This window comes from Labilibaculum filiforme, assembly GCF_002843315.1.
GTDB classification, from domain to species: Bacteria; Bacteroidota; Bacteroidia; order Bacteroidales; family Marinifilaceae; genus Labilibaculum; species Labilibaculum filiforme.
Genome location: NZ_MVDD01000008.1, coordinates 97,715 through 117,592 on the forward strand (window position 1 = coordinate 97,715; position 19,878 = coordinate 117,592).

At 35.2% G+C, this 19,878-nt stretch carries 19 protein-coding genes; 12 read left to right on the forward strand and 7 right to left on the reverse strand.

What is annotated here, in order from left to right; translation table 11 throughout:
- Positions 1-2 precede the first annotated feature (2 nt).
- The 3 genes from BZG02_RS12340 to BZG02_RS12350 all read left to right on the forward strand — a co-directional run bounded on the left by BZG02_RS12340 (position 3) and on the right by BZG02_RS12350 (position 3,118).
- The gene (locus tag BZG02_RS12340; RefSeq protein WP_101261744.1) at positions 3-617 is read left to right on the forward strand and encodes a polysaccharide deacetylase family protein; all 615 of its coding nucleotides are present in this window, start codon (positions 3-5) and stop codon (positions 615-617) included.
- A gap of 163 nt (positions 618-780) precedes the next feature.
- A complete protein-coding gene (gene purD / locus BZG02_RS12345) occupies positions 781-2,052 on the forward strand; it encodes a phosphoribosylamine--glycine ligase (RefSeq protein WP_101261745.1) in 1,272 nt (423 codons plus the stop codon).
- A gap of 91 nt (positions 2,053-2,143) precedes the next feature.
- Positions 2,144-3,118: a DUF6427 family protein gene (locus tag BZG02_RS12350; RefSeq protein WP_101261746.1), complete on the forward strand. Its 975-nt coding sequence runs from the start codon at positions 2,144-2,146 to the stop codon at positions 3,116-3,118.
- Between the two features lie 50 nt (positions 3,119-3,168).
- Here BZG02_RS12350 and BZG02_RS12355 read toward each other — a convergent pair whose 3' ends face one another.
- From BZG02_RS12355 to BZG02_RS12365, 3 genes are all read right to left on the reverse strand, one after another.
- Entirely contained in the window at positions 3,169-5,040 is a 1,872-nt protein-coding gene (locus BZG02_RS12355) for a DUF4114 domain-containing protein (protein WP_101261747.1), read from the reverse strand.
- 383 nt (positions 5,041-5,423) lie between these two features.
- Positions 5,424-6,494 (reverse strand): lysylphosphatidylglycerol synthase transmembrane domain-containing protein, encoded by a 1,071-nt coding sequence (locus tag BZG02_RS12360; RefSeq protein WP_101261748.1) that lies wholly within the window; start codon positions 6,492-6,494, stop codon positions 5,424-5,426.
- A gap of 101 nt (positions 6,495-6,595) precedes the next feature.
- The gene (locus tag BZG02_RS12365) at positions 6,596-7,450 is read right to left on the reverse strand and encodes an oxidoreductase (RefSeq protein WP_101261749.1); all 855 of its coding nucleotides are present in this window, start codon (positions 7,448-7,450) and stop codon (positions 6,596-6,598) included.
- Positions 7,451-7,608: 158 nt separating this feature from the next.
- Here BZG02_RS12365 and BZG02_RS12370 point away from each other — a divergent pair, with 158 nt between their 5' ends.
- Positions 7,609-7,815 (forward strand): hypothetical protein, encoded by a 207-nt coding sequence (locus BZG02_RS12370; RefSeq protein ID WP_101261750.1) that lies wholly within the window; start codon positions 7,609-7,611, stop codon positions 7,813-7,815.
- A 69-nt stretch (positions 7,816-7,884) separates the two neighbouring features.
- On the opposite strand, the gene BZG02_RS12375 is transcribed toward BZG02_RS12370, so the two are convergent.
- Together BZG02_RS12375 and BZG02_RS12380 are read right to left on the reverse strand one after the other, a co-directional pair.
- Positions 7,885-8,292 (reverse strand): hypothetical protein, encoded by a 408-nt coding sequence (locus BZG02_RS12375; RefSeq protein ID WP_101261751.1) that lies wholly within the window; start codon positions 8,290-8,292, stop codon positions 7,885-7,887.
- A 68-nt stretch (positions 8,293-8,360) separates the two neighbouring features.
- Positions 8,361-8,930 (reverse strand): RNA polymerase sigma factor, encoded by a 570-nt coding sequence (locus BZG02_RS12380; protein ID WP_101261752.1) that lies wholly within the window; start codon positions 8,928-8,930, stop codon positions 8,361-8,363.
- A gap of 186 nt (positions 8,931-9,116) precedes the next feature.
- Here BZG02_RS12380 and BZG02_RS12385 point away from each other — a divergent pair, with 186 nt between their 5' ends.
- The 4 genes from BZG02_RS12385 to BZG02_RS12400 all read left to right on the forward strand — a co-directional run bounded on the left by BZG02_RS12385 (position 9,117) and on the right by BZG02_RS12400 (position 12,436).
- Positions 9,117-9,716 (forward strand): hypothetical protein, encoded by a 600-nt coding sequence (locus tag BZG02_RS12385; protein ID WP_101261753.1) that lies wholly within the window; start codon positions 9,117-9,119, stop codon positions 9,714-9,716.
- A 76-nt stretch (positions 9,717-9,792) separates the two neighbouring features.
- Positions 9,793-10,911 (forward strand): L,D-transpeptidase family protein, encoded by a 1,119-nt coding sequence (locus BZG02_RS12390; protein WP_101261754.1) that lies wholly within the window; start codon positions 9,793-9,795, stop codon positions 10,909-10,911.
- A 9-nt stretch (positions 10,912-10,920) separates the two neighbouring features.
- Positions 10,921-11,634 carry a L,D-transpeptidase gene (locus BZG02_RS12395; protein ID WP_101261755.1) on the forward strand — a complete coding sequence of 238 codons (714 nt, stop codon included), beginning with the start codon at positions 10,921-10,923 and terminating at the stop codon, positions 11,632-11,634.
- Position 11,635: 1 nt separating this feature from the next.
- Complete coding sequence (locus tag BZG02_RS12400) at positions 11,636-12,436, forward strand: hypothetical protein (RefSeq protein WP_101261756.1); 801 nt, start codon at positions 11,636-11,638, stop codon at positions 12,434-12,436.
- A gap of 479 nt (positions 12,437-12,915) precedes the next feature.
- On the opposite strand, the gene BZG02_RS12405 is transcribed toward BZG02_RS12400, so the two are convergent.
- Together BZG02_RS12405 and BZG02_RS12410 are read right to left on the reverse strand one after the other, a co-directional pair.
- Positions 12,916-14,583, reverse strand: a complete 1,668-nt coding sequence (locus tag BZG02_RS12405) for a glycoside hydrolase family protein (RefSeq protein ID WP_101261847.1) — start codon at positions 14,581-14,583, stop codon at positions 12,916-12,918.
- 56 nt (positions 14,584-14,639) lie between these two features.
- Positions 14,640-16,175 carry a sulfatase family protein gene (locus BZG02_RS12410; RefSeq protein ID WP_101261757.1) on the reverse strand — a complete coding sequence of 512 codons (1,536 nt, stop codon included), beginning with the start codon at positions 16,173-16,175 and terminating at the stop codon, positions 14,640-14,642.
- A gap of 228 nt (positions 16,176-16,403) precedes the next feature.
- On the opposite strand from BZG02_RS12410, the gene BZG02_RS12415 reads away from it, so the two are divergent.
- The 4 genes from BZG02_RS12415 (at position 16,404) to BZG02_RS12430 (ending at position 19,856) form a co-directional block, all read left to right on the forward strand.
- A complete protein-coding gene (locus BZG02_RS12415) occupies positions 16,404-18,017 on the forward strand; it encodes a helix-turn-helix transcriptional regulator (RefSeq protein WP_101261758.1) in 1,614 nt (537 codons plus the stop codon).
- Between the two features lie 340 nt (positions 18,018-18,357).
- Positions 18,358-18,555 (forward strand): type II toxin-antitoxin system Y4mF family antitoxin, encoded by a 198-nt coding sequence (locus BZG02_RS12420; RefSeq protein ID WP_101261759.1) that lies wholly within the window; start codon positions 18,358-18,360, stop codon positions 18,553-18,555.
- A gap of 3 nt (positions 18,556-18,558) precedes the next feature.
- Complete coding sequence (locus BZG02_RS12425; protein ID WP_101261760.1) at positions 18,559-18,876, forward strand: HipA N-terminal domain-containing protein; 318 nt, start codon at positions 18,559-18,561, stop codon at positions 18,874-18,876.
- Between the two features lie 23 nt (positions 18,877-18,899).
- Positions 18,900-19,856 carry a HipA domain-containing protein gene (locus BZG02_RS12430; protein WP_101261761.1) on the forward strand — a complete coding sequence of 319 codons (957 nt, stop codon included), beginning with the start codon at positions 18,900-18,902 and terminating at the stop codon, positions 19,854-19,856.
- The last annotated feature ends 22 nt before the right edge of the window (positions 19,857-19,878 follow it).

Genomic DNA, 19,878 nt, shown 5'->3' on the forward strand with positions numbered 1-19,878 from the left:
AGATGTTGAGATGGATGAGAGCTCCGGGAATATTTAAAATATTTTTCCCGAGCTTTGTGTGGCGTTATAATTCTGGAGCAAAAAAGGTGTATCTAACTTTCGATGATGGACCAATCCCGGAATCAACTTTATGGACATTGAATTTGCTGAAGGAAAAGAATATAAAAGCGACTTTCTTTTGCGTGGGCGATAATGTGCATAAATATCCCGAATTATATCAAAACATACTTACAGATGGTCATGCAGTTGGAAATCACACCTACAACCATTTAAAAGGTTGGTCTGTGGATACGCAACGATATATCGAGAATGTAATTATGGCTTCCGATTTAATCGATTCCAAACTATTTCGTCCTCCTTATGGTCTAATAAAAAATTCTCAGGCAAAACACTTACTTCCCGAGTATAAAATTATAATGTGGGACGTTTTAAGTGGAGATTTTCGGAAGGATATTACACCCGAACAATGCTTGAGGGATGTGCTTAAAAAGGTGCGTCCAGGATCAATAATCTCCTTTCATAATCATCAGAAAACAAAGGCCAATATGCAGTATGCAGTACCTCGGTTAATTGATGAATTAAAACTTCAGGGATATGAGTTTGACGTTTGCCGGTAAGAAATATAAAATTCCTTTCTTTTCCATCAGGTAAACTGCAATTGAATACGTAAATTTGCTCTCGATCAAACTATTAATACCATTTTATAACTAAAACCATTTGATAATTCCTGTTTGTTTAGTGAAAAGCAAATTAGGAGTGGTTGCTAATTAATTCTATTCGATGAAAGTACTTCTTTTGGGTTCCGGAGGCCGTGAACATGCATTTGCATGGAAATTTGTTCAAAGCGAAAAATTGGAAAAATTGTATGTTGCTCCGGGAAATGCCGGAACTGCCACTATTGCAGAAAACGTAGCGATAAATCCGAACGACTTTGAAAAAATAAAAGAATTTGTCCTTGAAAAAGGAATTACCATGCTTGTTGTTGGTCCCGAAGATCCATTGGTAAATGGAATTCACGATTTCTTTTTAGCTGATGAGGCTCTTAATAGTATTCCTGTAATCGGTCCTGAGAAATTAGGTGCTCAATTAGAAGGAAGCAAAGATTTTTCGAAGGAATTCATGTTCCGACATAATATTCCTACCGCAAAATATAAAAGCATTACCTCGGAAAATTTACAGGAAGGTTTAACTTTTTTAGAAAGCTTAAAGGCTCCCTATGTGCTAAAAGCAGATGGACTTGCAGCAGGAAAAGGAGTTTTAATTATTTCCGATTTAAAGGAAGCCAAACATTCTCTTAAAGAGATGATTAATGGTATGTTTGGCGATGCAAGTAGTACCGTTGTTATTGAAGAATTTTTAGCGGGTATCGAGTTATCGGTTTTTGTATTAACCGATGGCAAAAATTACAAAACACTTGCCGAAGCAAAGGATTATAAACGAATTGGAGAGGGCGATACTGGTTTAAATACTGGTGGTATGGGAGCAATTTCGCCGGTTCCGTTTGCAACGGCCGATTTCATGAAAAAAGTTGAAGATCGTGTAATCGTTCCAACTATTGATGGTCTTCAGAAAGATAATATTCCCTATAAAGGGTTTATTTTTATTGGTTTGATGAATATTGGAGGAGATCCATATGTAATCGAATACAATGTTCGAATGGGCGATCCTGAAACGGAAGTTATTATACCGCGAATCAAATCCGATTTACTGGAACTAATGGAAGCGGTATCGAAACAGGAATTAGATACAGTTCATTTCGAAATGGATGATAGAACTGTAACTACTGTAATGCTTGTTGCTGGTGGTTACCCAGAGGCATACCAAAAAGGCAAAGTAATTACAAAATTAGAGGAGGTAGAGGGAAGTATTGTATTTCATGCAGGAACCACTTTTTCGGGGAAGGATGTGGTGACTAACGGAGGTCGTGTTATTTCTGTGAGTTCGTATGGAGATAGCATGCAGTCGGCTTTGGATAAATCGTTCAAAAATGCTGCTTTAATTAATTTTGAAGGCAAATATTACAGAAAAGATATCGGTTTCGATTTAAAATAATTAATGTATAAAAACTACTGCTCATCTTTTCATAAGGAAATAGAGTAGTAGTTTTTATTTTATATTGTTGTTCGCTAAAAGCTAAAAAATCATGCTCTTAAAGACAATTAAAGGACGCCATTCTATTTTGTTGCTCCTAATTCCGGTTATTATCGTATTGCTTTGGATGAGCGCGCTTCTGCATTCAGAATCTTTAACTGTTGGGCAGCAAATGCCATTGTATGAACTATTGTTATTCGTAACAGCAGGCAATAATCTCGTTTTAAGTTTGGTGGCCTGTTTGCTTTTAATATTAATGGCTTATGGAATGGTACGCTTGAATGAGAATTATATATTTATTCGGCAACGAACAGATCTACCTGCCTTTGTATTTGCTTTAATTGCTTCTGGAACAATTTCATTAGGAGGAATGCATCCGTCCTTATTTGCTGCATTTTTACTATTTCTATCTGTCGATCGGGTTTTTAAAATTTATCAGGGAACCGCAACACTTTCCAACTCTTTCGATGCTGGTTTTTTAATCGGTTTAGCAAGTCTGTTTTATTTATTTGCAGCAGTGTACCTATTTTGGTTTTGGGTGGCATTAGCAGTATTAGGATATTTACGTGGAAAAGAAATTTTAGCTGGTTTAATGGGATTTATGGTTCCTGTTTTTTTGGTGGTAGCTTGGTATTTTTGGAGCGATGATATAGGTGAACTTCAAAAAACAGTAGAAAGTCTTGCCTTTTTTCAGAATAGTTTAGGAGATGTATCTGTTTTTCAATATGCTTATTGGGGAATTCTTGGTTTTTTAGTTGTATTGTCTTCTATGTATATGTTTAATGTTTATGAGGAGAAAAAAATTAGTTCTCGTAAGTATTTTATTATCCTACTGAGTTTCTTTCTTGTTTCAGCTCTTAGTTTTAGCTTTTTTAACGGTGCAGGAGTCGAGCAATATTTTATTAGTATTATTCCAGTAACCTACATAACGAGTCATTATTTTGTATTGCAAAAGCATGCTTGGATAGGAGAGGTATGGTTTTATCTTTTGGTAGTTTCCAGTATTCTTATTCACTTTATAGGATAAAAAAAAGTGCCATCTCCTAAGAAATGGCACTCCATATAATAAGTTTGATCTTATTTTACAACAATATTTGTCATGTCGAAAGCAGTTGCTACTAAAGCATCTTCTTCATTGTCAGTAACTGTGAAAATAATATCATTAAAGTCAATGTCACCTGAAGGTAATTGAACATCTTCAAATCCTAATACAATATCTTTACAGTTCGATTCAAGAAACAATACATGTTGTTGTGTTGCATCTTTATTCCATGCAACATTGGTATAATGACGATAAACACCATCAACAGTTTCTCCATTTTTCCAACCTTGAGCAATTAAGCAAAATCCAATTACTGTGTTTTCTGGGAAATCTACATTACCTAACTGAACGCGATCACCAGTTTTAAGGCCACCTCCTGATCCTTCTTTCGAAGCATTAGGGAAAAGCATCTGAAGCTCTAATTCATCAGCACTTGTTGGAGGATTCGCAGCATCGTAAGTGTAGTATGCCAATGAATTTTTCCATCCAGCACCTTCGCCAACAAAAGTTAAGTAAACAGGAGAGTCTTTAACTAATCTTAGAATTAGGTTGTTTTCATCAGAAAATAATTCAGAATTAGCTGTACGGTTATCTTTGCCTTCTGGGAACATTGCAAGAATGTTATCCACTAAAGTAGCGCATGGTTTTGTTTCAATGATATCATCAGGTACACCTTCGTCCATTTCAATGGTAAGAATTTTTAATCCACCAGTACCAGCAGCAACAAAAATATAGTTACCTCTCGATTCAACAAAATTTACCGAAGCATCAAAATTCATACTTCCTAGCAACGTAACCTCATTGTTATTTTCTGGAACCATAGCACCAACATAAACACCAGCACCACCATTACCTATGAGTAATAATTCTTCATTCAAACTTACCGAGTTAGTTACGTAATCCGAATCAAGTCCACCTTCTGGAGTTGATGGGCGATTAAAACGTTCCCTTAAAGTTCCATCTAAATTACGAATATCTAATCCCGATACATTTAAAGCTGCAAGGATATACTCATCAGTAACATCAATTTCAGTTTTTGACTCATCGGTAATTGGACCTTGAACTTCAATTGCATTTAATTCGGCTAAATCAGCTTTATTAAATAATTGAATTTTCTCGTTAGTTGCGTTAAGAACGTAAACATTATCATCATTGCTACTTAAAGATCTAGCATCGTTAATGTCAATTGCTTTTACTAAAGAGTAATCGCTACGTTTAAAAACGCTTAGTGTACCATCCGATCCACTAGTTGCATAAATAAAATCTTCATCCACTTCAATATCGGTTCCTACATAAGAAGGAAGATCAATTAAGTTAGAAATTGACATGATTTTTTTAGAATTACTCAATTCTAAGCTCATCAAAACAGCAGGGGATTCAAGAACGTATCCAGCACTTTCAGGATCCAAAGCACCAACCAGATAAATAACACCATCGTAATAGTCAACAGCACTTATATCCACATCTTCAAATAATGCAGAAGCTTGTAATGTTGGATTGTCTTGATCTGAAATGTCGAATAATTCAATACCACCACTATATTCACTTCCTTTGGTATTGTAGGAAACAAATGCCATGTCGTCGATTATTTTTACATGGGTAGCCTGAATAGTTTCTCCTTGTACTTTAGGAGCTTCCACTTCAGCTTTCAATTTAAAAGCATAGTTCTTGGTATAATCAATTTCCATTTCTGTAGTTCCATCTTTGGTAGTTGCTCCAGGTAGATTATTGATTCGAACTAAATCATTTTTTGTTGTAACCCTACTGGATAGCTCGGCAGGATTATTGTTGATGGAAATACTTTTTTCAACTGTTTTCTTTTGTTCGGTTTGCAGACTGTCGTCATTATCCGAACAAGAAGAAACAATCAGAAAAAGCCCAATCATTACTAGTAGATATTTTTTCATAACTATTTTTTATTTTAACTGATATTACAATTTTAATTTATTTTGCAAGTTACACTGTTTCGTTGAAAAGATAAGTTTAATTATTGTTAAGCGCCGTAAAGATTTGATGAAAAGCATATTTTTATGGATGAATGAACATATAAAAATGCTCAATTGGTGGTTATTTCTATTGATATTCACCTCACTATCTTTGTTTGTAAGGTACTTATAAAACTACATTAAACGCTTGTAAATACTGTATTTTATGCTTTTATTACTTTTAAAACAGTTAAGAGTATACGTTAGTTTATTGTTATAGTTATAGCTGATATTTTATAGGGTTGGTTGTTTTTCCCAATATAAAACCTTAAAAAAACACATTCCGATTTGATGGAAATGAGAATTTATTTGCTAAAATGTTTCTTGATCCATTTAGGAAGAATAAATACTCCAATTAGAAGGTAAGGATAGTATGAAATTAGCCTCCAAAGCAAAGCCATTGCTGCTGCAACACCTGCCGATGGAAGAAATTCTCCTAAGTACTTCGTAAAAACCCATTCCGAAAATCCACTTCCTCCTGGAGTTGGACTTACCAGCATCATGATCCACATTACTAATTGACGTGCAAATATCATGATATGCTCGGTGATGCTGTATCCTTGAAATAGGAATGCAAGAAGAATTACATTCACTACCCAATATCTGGCTGTCCAGGAACAAAAGGTAGCTATAAATGCTTTCAACCAGAACCAGAACGGCTTTCTTCGTAATTCTTTAGAGCTTTCTATAATATCGGTTCCTGCCTGGTTGGCTCCCCGTTTCCACTTTCTAAGTACAGGAAGTTTAAAAATCCACAGTAGTAACCATTTTAAACCTCTTGGATTCCAAAATAAACCATAGGTTAACACAATAAAATAACCAGTTTTTACAAGGTAACCTACTAAAGCGAAATAGAGAAGAGAATCCAACCATAATGATTGATTGTGAATATCGGTCATAAAAAGCTGATTGATATCCAGAAAAAGAATCAGGAGTGGAAACATGAGAATGAAATACAACTCGTCGAGAAAGGAGGTTGACATTACTACAGCCGAACTTTTGCCAACTTTTAAGCCTTCCTTATTTAGGTATAAAATTGCTACCGATGTGCCTCCAATTGCCGAAGGAGTTATTGCTGATGTAAATTCCCAAAGCATAATAATACGGAATGCTTTGCCCCAAGAAAACTTTTTATCGGTAAGAATTCGCAAACGTGCCATGTAACCTAAATCGCGAATAATCATCATGATTAATGCGATACAAAGCCAAAAAAGGGAATACCACGAAAATTCTATTAAGGAAAGAGTTTTGCCATTAACCTCTTTAGACAACATATAAACTACCGCTGCGATGCCAATTAGAATAGGATATACAATTCTACTTGGACGAACTCCATGAAGCAGTTTTTTTTGACTATTGGTTTGATCTTTGTTCATTTTTTATCCTTAAGCAGACTAAAATTACGCAATTAATGAGTGTATTACTGCTTAATTCGATGAAGAATTTGTTAAAATGCCATAAAATTAGGATGAAGAAATCATAAAGAAGGATATTTCTTTTTGTTCTCGGAAGTCACAAGCATAATAAGTTTTTCCTTAAAGTAATTAAAACTATTCTCGCTGACCAGCTTTTGAAAAATACAAAGTAGTTTAGCATGCGCAGGTACTACGTATCTTATTTTTGGTTTTGGCGATTGACAGGCTTTCCATACTTTTTGGGCAACTTTTGATGCTTTTCCCTGTATTTTAATTGATTTGGAAATAAGATGAGTAAGTTGATTGGTCATGTTACTATAAGCCGTATTCTTCGAGTTCTCGTTTGCTTTTGATAAGGCAAGGTTTGCCCATTCCGATTCAATAGCACCGGGATTAATCAGGATTACTTTTATTCCAAAGGGTTTTACTTCTTGGCGCAAGCAATCCGATATTCCCTCCAGGGCATATTTTGAAGCATGGTACCAGCCACCCATTGGAAGTGTCATTCTACCAAGAATAGAGCTGATGTTAATAATTCGTCCTTTCCGATTATCTCTCATTTTTGGCAGTACCATTTGGGTTAATTGTATTAGGCCAAAAAGATGGACTTCGAATTGTTGACGAGCATCCTCTATAGAAACATCTTCAATAGCTCCATAAAGACCATATCCAGCATTATTCACTAAAATATCTATGCTTTTCGATTCTTTATAAATGTAATCTACAATTCGTTTACAATTTTCAGAATTAGTAATGTCGAGTTGCATGATTTTTGCACCCTTCTCTTGTAGATCTGTCATTCCAAATAGTTCAGGAGCTGTTGCATAAACTATGTATCCTTTCTGAAGAAGAAGTAGTGCTGTAGCTTTACCAATTCCAGAAGAAGCTCCCGTTATTAAAACAATTTCTTTATTCATAATAAATGAATCTGGATCAAATGAAAACTATTTAATGATTTCATCTTAAATTAATTATCAGAATATACACAGAATAAGAGTTTTTTCTAAGATGTTGCAGGGATAAATGTTCTTTCTTAAATTTTATTTTTTCGTTTTGCTGTTGGTAATTTAGGCTTTTGGGGAGTAATATCGAAATTATTCATGAGCAGGAAAAGGTCTTCACCAAAGAAGTAATTAATCAGCGATCGGCCAGTGCAGGCATAACCATCATTCGTTTTAGAGGTGAAACACTTAAGCACCAAAAAGCGGAAATTTTCAAGGTATACGATAAGCTTGGAAATATCCTTTTTATCAATGCGAATAGTCGTAAGCTTATCGAGTAGTAAGAAAATAAAAGTAGATACGATTTCTTTCTTGCTACCTGCTTTTTTAAATTAAAGCTCGATTGCTATTTAAACAATTTTTTTATTTAGAATTTTTCCCTGAGCATCTAGCAGTAAAGAGTAGCGGATGAGGTTTTTGTCGCGAACAATAAATTCAAAATTCTGAATGTCTGTATAATTAATTTTAATCGCATTCATAACTTCGCCGTGTTCTTTTATTGCCTGATAAATAGTTGCAGGTATCGACTCTAATGGAAGATTAATTTTTAAACAGGAATAAGTTCCGTTTGTCTGATATATTGCAATATGCTCTAATTCATTTTTATAGAAAATAGCCTCGTAGAATTGATCGGTTTTATTCCATTCGGTATTTAAAGGCGTATCAAATTGCTTGTTAAAAGCATCAATTATAGTCTGAGACGGTAATGATTCTTGCGGATCATTAAATATTTTTCGAAATAAGTTTTTGAAATCCATTAATTTCTTTTTCAGTTAGATTAATTCTCTCATTGTGACGTGTTTTGTCAAAATAGTAACGGAATTTTCTAATCTTTTGGGTGTGTTTTTTTATAAAGATAGATAACTCTTGTTCGGGCCCTTTTTAGTCGCATTTTTACGGCATCTTCGGTAATTCTAAGAGTTTCGGCAATTAATTTTCCAGAAAGATTGTCCTGATACTTCATTAATAGTAAAGCTTTTTCTTCCGGGTGAATGATTTCCAAAATGGCCAGCAGATTTTCGTATTTAAAATCTTCCAAATCAGTTTCCGATTCATCAATGATATCTGGTATTTCGTTTTGCTTGTTCCAGTTTGGATAATGCAGTTTTTTCTTTAGCCTTAAATAGTCGATTGAATAATTATAGGTGATAGAATAAAGCCAGGATGAAAAAGAGGAATTTCCTTTAAAACCAGGTAGTTTTTCGTAAGCTCTAGTTAAAATATCGTTCGCAAAATCCTCTGCTTGTTGTTTGTCTTTAATAAAGCTGTAGCATTTATCCATCACTTTATTAAAATATCTACGATACAAAAGCTCAAAAAGACTTGTTTTGTTCTCGTGAACGATCAAACGAATAAGTTCTTCGTCGCTAGTTTTACTATGATTTTCTCTCTGCATATCAGTGTATTGAGAGTTTATTTTGATGGTTTGAAATTTTTTTCAATATTTTTTTGAGTTTCTGCGTTACTTCGATAAAATCTTCCGTCTTAATGGAAATTTCAATCATGATTTAAATTACTTAAACGAAAATAGTCATTGAAATTGAAATAAAAACAAGAAAAATAAATTTTACTAAATTAAAAGATGAAAAAAAAGTTGTTGTTCGTATTGGCAGTAGGTACTACTGTATTATTTAGTAGCTGTGGAAAAGTACCACAAGTAGAAATTGATGGAGCAAATGCTGCTATCGAAGTTGCTAAATCTGTAGGAGCTAATGTTTACGTTGCAGAAGATTTTGCAGCACTTCAGGATTCAATGAGATCGGTAAACGAGAATGTTGAAGTTCAAAATGAAAAATTCTTTAAAAATTTCGATCAAGTTAAAGCTCAATTAGTAGTTGTTAATACAATGGCTGTTGATATTAAAGCTAAAGCTGAAGCTCGCAAAGAAGAAATAAAATTAGAAATTGTTAGTCTTCAGGCAGAAGTTGATTCTCTTGTTTTACAAAACAAAGAATTAACAACTCAAGCACCAAAAGGAAAAGAAGGTGTTGCAGCATTGGAAGCTATTAAAGGGGATATTAGCTTAATCGAAGCTTCTTTAGTTGATGTAGCAGGTCTTGTTGCTCAAGATCAATTAATGGCTGCATTAGATAAAGTGAAAGCTGCAAAAGAAAAAGCAGTAGCAATTAATACCGAATTAAACGAGGTAATTGCTAAATATGCTAAGAACAAAAGAAAATAGTATCAGCCATAATTTCTAACTGATTATTACCTCCCTGAAGAGTCTTCTTCAGGGATTTTTTATAAATGCTTAAAGAATGGGGAAAGGGAAGAGTAGGCTTCTTGTTCGTGGAGTTATTGCGGTAGTTGGTTTATTGCTTGTTGCGGGTGTAGTGCTTATTTGGTTAAAACCAAAGCCTCCTCAAAATGAATTAAAACTTGCCCGAGAGGCACTCAATTCCGCTCAAAAAGCGGGTGCTGAGGAGTATGCAAAGCCTTTGTACAAAGAGGCGAAGCAACTTTACGATTCAGCCATGAATTCATGGTCGGTTGAGAATGAGCGCTTTTTCCTAAGAAGAGATTATAAGCCGGTATTAAGTTTTGTGAATTTAACGATTGCAAAAGCTAGCGAAGCAGAGAAAAAATCTTTGCAACAAATTAAGAATACCAATGTGATTGCAAAACGTGGAATCGACGAATTGGAGATAAAAGTGCAGCTTTATAATCGGATTTACAAGCAAATGCCTTTGTGTGAGAGTATTAGTAAGTCGCATAATTTGGGAGTGATGAAACTTAGCGAGGCGAAAACTGCTTACACCAGCGATCGGTTTATCGAAGCATTGGCAAGTTATAAAGAAGCGGCTAAGTACCTAACTGTGGCCAACGAGAAGGCTGATGAGGTTCTGAAAACATGGTTTTCGCATTATGCCAAATGGGAAAAGATGGGAGCCGATGCAATACGCTTATCAAAAGGCGGAAATAAAACAATTTTGGTAGATAAAATGGATCATCAGTTATTTGTTTATCAGAATGGAAAGCTCCTAAGAAGTTTTAATGCAGAATTGGGTATGAATTGGATGGGAGATAAGCGCCACAAAGGAGATAAAGCTACTCCGGAAGGAGTTTATAGAATTACTCAAAAAAAAGAAGGCTCGCGCACAAAATTTTATAAAGCACTTTTGATTAACTATCCTAACGAGGAAGATAAGCAACGTTTTGCTTCGGAAAAGAAAAAGGGAGCATTGTCCTTTCGAACTCACATTGGGAACTTAATCGAAATTCATGGGTTTGGAGGCAAGGGGATTGATTGGACGGATGGTTGTGTTGCCTTGCATAATGAGGATATGGATGTGTTGTATCGACTGGTTGATAATGGAACATCGGTAGTTATTGTAGGATCTTTGAAGCCGTTAAGCGAGATTTACGAAAAAAATTAATGAAGAATCATGATGAATGATGAAAGCAATTTAGAAGGGGAATTGAATACGAGCATTAAAAAAGGGAAGCTGATTACGTTTATTTTTTGGTTACTAATGCCTATTTTCCTTTGGTTTATAATTCTGTTTTTGTTGGTAGGAGTTCCTTATTTGGAAAACAGTCCTTTCATATTTGACAAAACGCTAAGTGCAATTCAAGAGAGTGAGAATAATAGTAAGTTCGAGAAGGAGTTGCAGGCAGGAATTACGCAGATACAAAAAAAGATGGATCGGTTAACTCCCGGGGGAGCCTATTTAATTATTAATACCTCTGATAATACTTTTTCTTTGTATCAGAATAAGGTGCTTGTTCGTGAAGGTTTATGTTCTACCGGTAGTTATATAAAACTAGAGGCAGAAAATAATAAAAACTGGATGTTTCAAACTCCGAAAGGCGTATTTTCTATTCAGGGAAAAATTACTTCGCCCGTTTGGCGGAAACCCGATTGGGCGTTTGTAGAGGAGGGTTTACCAATTCCAGGTCCTAATTCTTCAGCTCGTTTTGAAGCGGGTGTTTTAGGAGATTATGCGCTTAGTTTGGGCAAAGGGTATTTAATTCATGGAACATTGTATAAAAGGTTTTTAGGACAGCCTGTTACGCATGGTTGTGTTCGAATGAATGATGAGGATTTAAAGACTGTTTATCAATCCTTGCCAATTGGGGCAAAGGTTTTTATCTACTAATATGAGTGAGCAAAAAAATCATAATTCCGGAAGTTCTCATTTACTCAGGAATTATATTGTGTATGGTGTTCTAATTGTAATGATTGGAATTGCCTTGCAGTACGGGATTTTTTCCGTTATTGGAGTGAGGCAAAAAATGAAAATGTTTGATGAGCAGGTGGACGTAGTTTTGCTACCATTAAACGAAAAACATATGGATTCGGTGATTGTAGATTTGTTTCAAAAGAAAGTATTCTTAGAAACTCGTTTTCAAATGTCGAAAAACGATTCAATTAGTTTGTCGTTAAATCTAAAAGACAGTCTTTTACAACTGGAAATGAAAGGAGTGGTGATAAAATCAACAAAAATTACTGATTTTGAAGTCGATGAGTTTTTGTATCAGTTAAAACCAGCTACCTACCAACATCTATTTGGTACTCAGATGAAGGTGAAGAGTTATTTATCGACCATTAGCAAGGCTCCAATTGTGGTAAAAAAAGCGCCTAAAGATACCACCGAAGCTCAAGCTGCCAGCGCAAAAATAGATTCCGTAAAAACGGAAGCAGTGCATTGGATGCTAACTTTAGATAAAGAAATTATTCTGAAAATTGAAGGAAGCGATGAGTTTTCGCGATCGGATTGGTGGAATGGACAAATGTTTTGGTTTCGGGAGGATTTGAATAGTTTTAAAAATTTAAAGGAGACTATTCGTTTTAAAGTTCCTGAATATTATCCTGAAATTCGATTGGTAATTTCAGAAGCCGAGGCCAAAGCCATCTATCGTGCTTTGCCATCAAAACCATTTGTTGGTATCAGATTATAGTAAATGAAGAAGTGCTGGGTTAATGTAAGTAGTAATTTCTATAAAACGAAAAGTCCGGGAACCACCCCGGACCTAATCTAACCCATTTTAATCTATGAAAACCTAATCCTCTCGGAAAGGATAGTACAAACTTATGAAAACTATCTGGATTGAAAATGCTAAAAGATGTTAATTAAGGTTAAACAGAATTTGTAGAGAAGTAAAATTTTAATTGGCATTTTTTTGTTTGTTATTTTTAAAGCTTGATTTTGTACCTGTGAGATTGTCGCAATGTGCTGTAGTTGAGGACATAGTTCGACAGAGCGTAATGAATCATATCTTAGCAAATATCAATTAACTATTTTATTTGTCAGGATTGTTGATAATACTCTTGTTGCTTCCTGGTCATTATAAAAGCTTACTTCCTTGTTCGGGCACTTTCATAATACTATTTTTTATTATTATTAGATATGGGAAATATCCGTTAATTACAATTCAATTTATCGTTGAATAATTCCACCTTCCAAAACGCTTGATTTTTGATTCTCTTGCAAAATTGTAACTCGAACATGTATTTGTTCTCCTCTTTCTTTAAATTTTCTAGCTTCTAAGGTCAAGCAAGTTTTTTCGAAAGATTGTAAAGACGGAACTGTTCCTGTTGCAATTGTTTTCCATTGATCATCTTCTTGATATTCTATATTTAGTTGCGAAGGAATCGATGATATTTGCCCAAAGTTTTGAACTTCAATTTCAATTTTTAATTTATTGTTGCTGATTCCATTCAGTACAGGAAATTTGGCAGAAAGTGCCTGCTGATTGTATTCCAACCAAGGCAAACGTGCATAGCCAAAAAGTAGATCCCCTTTTTTTGTTTTACCGAGTAATTTTCCCGTAAAATTTTCTTTAGTGAAGCCATTACCAGATGCTTTAAAAAGAAGAATTAAGTGATCTCCTGATTTTTCGGTTTTATAAACTGTACAGCCACGACCATAATTTACTTCTTCCGAAGCTCCAAAACGAAGAGATGGAATATTTAGGTCTTTCTGTGGATTAAAATCAGCTTCAGCTTTTACCAACACGCGAATTATTTTGGTGGAAGCATCAATTTTATCCTGATCTAAGATAGTAATAAGTCGACCTACGCTTAATGGAATTGCAATGTTTTTTGAGCTGTGCGTGTCGCTGCCTAGATCCTGCTTTTTAATGGTATCGGCTACGGCAAAATTGGCTTGGTATGCTCGTCCATACTCATCTTGTAGCATTTTAATGCGTTCGAATTTATACCAGCCTTCCACCTGTCCATTTTCATGACGAGCAATTCCAGGCATATAGGCTTCGCCAGTATCCAATTTCCAGTTGATGCCATCTTTAGAGCGCAAATAGTAGGCAATACGTCCTAGCCAGTCGTTTACAATCATGTGGTACTGAATGTTGGTTCGCCAAACAACCGGATCTTCATACCGTCCGTCGTAGGGTGGGTAGGTGCTTTTTTCACTTACCTGATAGTAAGGAGGAAGTCCGGTTTGACTAAACCAAATACCTCCGCCACGACAAACCATCAAATACGAACCATCTTCACGTTGTGCAAATGTATGGTTAGACATATGGTCGAAAACGGGACGTTCTCTTTGGTCGTAAGTAAACTTGTTGTATTCCCAGGGTCCGTTTAACGATTTGGCAATGTAGTAGCCATCATTTACGTAAAGGAAAAAACGCCCATCTTTTAATGGGTATATTTCAGGATTGTGTCCTTTCCCAATTACATCAATCACTTTAAAAGGCCCTATCGAATTCGTTGAAATTGCATGAACCGTTTCTGAATTTGGCCATTCCATGTGTCCTTTCTTCGAATCTTCGCGCCAGCGACACAAAAACTGGTGAAACTTGCCGTCGTCGGCCTTGATAATATTTCCACCCCAGTACGACCATTCGTTATCTTCAATTCCATTATTGGTGTAACGTGGTTTAACGGCCGCTGTTCCCCAATTTTCAGCACTTAATTTTCCGTTGGCTGGCATGGGCAGAAATCTATCCATGAAACGTCCGCCGTAAACAAGACCTTCCCATTCTGCTGGGCGTTGTCGCTCTATATCTTGCGCTTGCGATGGTATCGTAAACAAAATGGCAAGAATAATTAAAGCGAATATAATTTGATGATTGAATTTCATGTGCATCTATTTTGTTAGTTTCAATTTATTTTTTGATGTGTTTTTTGTAAAAAGATTTATTGATCCCTTTTTACAGAATATCCTTGTTGGCGATATTTCTGTAGCAAGGAATCTAGAACCATAACTTTACCCTGATTTTCAGTGTAAAGATTTACTCTTTGTTCAGCATCATTTTCCAGATCAAACAAAAGACCTTTGGTTTTAAAATCAGAATAGTTTCTTAATTTTTTAAAGGATGCCGGCATTTTTGAAATTTCACCTGTTGGTTTGTTGATATACAGCCACTTTCCTTGTCGTAAACCATACATTCCTTTATAAGTATTTTGAACGGTTGCTTCACGAATAGGAGATGAATAGGTTTTGCCTTTTAGTACAGCTGACAAATCATAGCTGTCTGGAGCTGCGTTTTTAGGGATTTTAATTTTAGTAATAGCGGCTATGGTTGCCATAATATCAACCTGAGAAATTACTTCCTTGGAAATCGAACCAGCTTGAATATTTCCAGGCCATTTAACTACGAAAGGAATGTGGTGTCCTCCTTCCCATACATCGCGTTTTAATCCACGGAATTCGCCCATACTGAAGTGCCCATATTTTTCAGCTCGTTCAAAAGCAAATCGTTCAGGGCCGTTGTCCGAACTAAAAATAACAAGAGTATTTTCTTCAAACCCATTTTCTTTTAGGGCTTTTAAAATTTCGCCGGCAACCCAATCGGTTTGAACCATAAAATCGCCATATGCACCTGCCTTCGATTTTCCATCAAACTCATCGTTAGGAATAATAGGAGCGTGAGGAGCGGGAAGTGCCAAATACAAAAAGAAAGGTCGGTCACCCTTTTGTTTGCCAATCCATTCCTTCGTTTTTTGTGTTAGTGTTGGCAAAACTTTATAAGGATCCCAGTTTTTTACTTTCGGTCCAGGACGAGAATCCCAATCAGCTTCTTTTACTTCCCTTTCGAATTGATTAAATTCAAAAATAGCATTGGGAGCTTCTACAAATTTATCATTCTCAATAAAAGCGTATGGAGGAAAATTGATGGTTCCATCGCCAAAGTAGTAGTCAAAACCCTGGTCAAGAGGGCCTCCAGTAAGTGGTTTGCTCCAATCAAGATCTTTTAATTCGTACATTTTATGTGTTTTTCCCCAATATTCTCGTTCGCCCGATGGTTCTTCATTAATAAAATTCCAATTCCATCCTAAATGCCACTTTCCTATACATGCTGTGGCATAACCTGTTTCTCTTAATATTTCAGGAAGGGTAATGTCTTGCTCTTTAAACATAGGTGGACCAAAAGACTCAACAATGTTGTGTGTACGTCGCCAGTGATATTGACCTGTTAGTAAAGCAAAACGACTAGGGGAACAAATACCCGATGAGCTATGAGCATCGGTAAAGCGCATTCCTTCACTAGCTAATTTGTCAAGATTTGGAGTTGGAATCTTTGAATCGGGATTCTGACAATTTAAATCACCATAGCCCATGTCATCAGCATATATTATTACAATATTGGGTTTTGGTGCCTGTTTTTGTTCGCAACTTGTAAATCCTAATAGTAGAAGGAAAGCCAAATTAAGCGGGATTAGTATTTTCATGCTATTATATGGTTTAATAATCTTTTTTTCTTGCTGTTTTTAATTTTGTATCGTATCGAAACCGATTTGTATAACAAAAATGATAAAAAGAGAGCAGGTGAATTCATTTTAGATCTTAGAAAAAACTAAACAATGTTAAAATAGAATGGAAAATATCTAAACAATTTAAGTTATTCTAATTAATTTCCCGCTGTTAAATTGCTGTTTAGCAAAAAATCAATTTTAACAATGAGAAGTATCGCTTATAAACATCTCCTTATTTTCACCTTCGTTATATTGGTAAGTTCTGTTGTATGTGGAAACGTCAAAAATGCGGATCGGATACAAAATCAATCCGATACAATAGTAACTCATTTTCAAATTCAATTGCGCAAAGCTGAGCATGCTGGCGATACAATTAAAATTATAAATTATAAGCAGAAAATGATTCGTCACCTTTCTGGAATTGGGCGTTTTCATCAGGCATATGATAACATTTGGTCTTTACTTCCTCTGGTTCAGACAGACGAGTTTGCTATCGAAAAGTTGGAGCTGTTTCAGAAGTTAACGGGTTTGTATATTATTTTCGAGCAGTACGAAAAGGCCGGTAGCTACATTCAACAATCTTTTGATTTGGTAGACGCAAACATTGAAGAGGAAAACTTGAAAGCGTACCATACAGGAATGATAAAAGGACAACAAGCATGGTTACTAATGAAGCAAAGCCGAAATTATGAAATGGCTGAGAAGCTATTGTTGGAGAAATTGCGATTGATGCATCAAGCTAAGGCAAGCAGAAATGAGATTCGCTATACAAATTTGCAAATAAGTGAACTTTACCTTGATATGTTTAGAACCGAAGATGCGGGGAATTTACTTCGCACCATTTATGATGAAGTTGGTGAAGCGCCAATGCAGATTCATGCGCTTCTTTTTCATTATTACGGGCGATATTACAAGCAACTTTCAAAAAATGATTCTTCTATTTTTTACCTTCAAAAATCTATAGAAACAATTGACTTTTATCATATTCATCTCGACAAGAGAATTGATGACTTAGAGCTTTTGTCGGAATGCTATGTTGCTAAAGGAGATCATGAAAAGGCACTGCGGTATTTACTTGAATCCAAAATGTTAAGCGATAGTTTGTTTGGAAGTAAGAGTACGTTAAATAAAGAGCTGTTCGAAATTAAAGACAAATACACATTGCGTTTGCAGGAAGAAGAACGAAAATTTGATGCCCAGCGATTGGAACTCCTTGAACGTAAAAATCAGGTGTGGCTTTATAAATTATTGTCGTTGATTGCTTTATCAATTCTTATAATTACGGTGTTGCTTGTTTATTTTAACAGGCAAGCGAGTAAACTGCGTAACGAAAAGTTGTTATTAAAGAAGGAGCAGGAGCTTGAAAAACAAAAACAAAACGTTGTACTCGAAGTAAAAAATAAAGAATTAATGAGCAGAGCATTACAAATGCTCGAACGAGACACAATTTTGAATGATCTGACTCAAAATATTGCAGATTTACCCAATAATGATAAAACAATTGGGGAATTAAAGGACTTGGCGAATTCCATAAAAATCGACAAGTCTAAAAAGTGGGAGGAGTTTGAAATTCATTTCACGTCGGTTAATTCTCAATTTTTTAAGCTCCTGCGCGAAAATTTTTCGAAACTAACAGCCACCGATTTAAAATTCTGCGCTTTTATAAAACTTGGTTTTTCGAGTAAGGACATGTCGGAATTGATGGGCATCAGTCCCGATAGTGTAAACACATCTCGCAGTAGAATACGAAAAAAGATGGGTCTGGATCGACAAACTAATATCGTAGAGTTTTTGCAGAAGTTGGAAATTATAGAATAGCTTCTGGAATTCGAAAAATACATACTATAGTGTAGAAATCATTTAAGGAATTACATCATCCAAAACCATTGAAAAGTTCATGGTATACCTGAAGCTTTCATTAAAATGATGAAAAGTTTACGTTATACTTGAAACTTTTTAGATGGGATGAGCTATTTTCTGATGTATTCGAGACTTCTTGAATACTATTTTTTAATAGGTAATCTATATGTGTGTCGATTTTAATTATACCCGAAAGGGTATAATGTGTTGTTGAATCTTTTTTTTATACCCGAACAGGTATACTATTAAATTATTTACTATATTTATACCCGAACAGGTATAATGAAAGAGAATTTATATGATATTATCACAATTCTTAAAAGAAAAACGCAAGTTACTTAAGCTTACCCAGCAAGATCTTGCGGACAAGGCAGGTGTCGGTATAAGGTTTGTTCGTGATTTGGAACAAGGGAAAGAAACTTTGCGAATGGATAAGGTCAATCAAGTCTTAAAACTGTTTGGTCACGAATTGGGACCAATAATAATAGAAAGGTAAGCTATGAGAAAAGCAAAAGTATATATGCATGACAAATGGGCTGGTCTCATTCTAGAAAATGAGGATGGTTTTCAATTTTCATACACCGAAGAGTATTTAAAAATGGAAAATCCTGAACCTGTAAGCTTAACATTGCCTTTAACAAACAAAGAGTATAAAAGCAGTACCATGTTTCCTTTTTTTGATGGTTTAATACCAGAAGGATGGCTTTTGGATATTGCTGAAAAAAACTGGAAGCTTCGTGAAACAGATCGTATGGGACTACTTATGGTATGCTGTAAGGACTGTATTGGGGCAGTAAGTATAATTGGGGAAGAATAGAGTAAAAAATAGAACTGGAAAGAATGAATAAAGTATGTCTTAATTGCTATCAACCTTTGAAAGAAGGGCAAAATGATTTCCATCCTGCTTGTTGCAAGAAGATCTTTAATCGGAAAGATGTTCCTGTATTACCCTATTCTGAAGATCAAATATTGGAGTTGGCAAATCAGGTTATTAAAAGTCAGATAGCTGTAACCGGAGTTCAGCCGAAACTTTCAATGGAGATTGCTAAAAGCAAAGATGATCAGGGGCAGATGAGGTTTACAATTGTTGGATTATGGGGTGGATATATCCTAAAACCACCAACACAGCGTTTTTGCAATATGCCAGAATTAGAAGATCTCACTCTGCATTTAGCAAGCATCGCTAAGATAGAAACGGTTCCTCATTCTTTAATTAGAATGCAGAATGGTAAGCTGGCTTATATAACCAAACGTATCGATCGGGTAGATGGGAAGAAACTCCATATGGAGGATATGTGTCAACTTACCGAACGATTAACAGAATTTAAATACCGTGGTTCGTATGAACAGATTGGTAAGGCAATTGAAAAATACTCAATGAATCCTGGATTGGATTTGGTTAATTTTTTTGAGCAGGTGGTGTTTTCATTTTTAACAGGTAATGCTGATATGCATCTAAAAAATTTCTCTTTAATTAATAATCCAATCCTTGGTTACGTTTTGACTCCGGCGTATGATATGCTCTCTACTGCGCTTATAATGCCTGAGGATGATGAAGATTTGGCTCTTACTCTTAATGCTAAGAAGAAGAAAATTAAACGTAAGGATTTTACTTCTGCTTTTAACTTGTTTGAAATCCCAGAGAAAACACAGAATAATATATTTTTAAAATTTGAGAAGGTTGTGCCTTCTTGGTTTGAGTTAATTAAGATTAGCTTTCTTCCCGAAGATATGAAAGAAGCCTATATTGAATTGATTCTAATGCGAGCGGGAAGATTGGATTTAAATTTGAAATAAAAACAGATCGAAATTTGAAGGA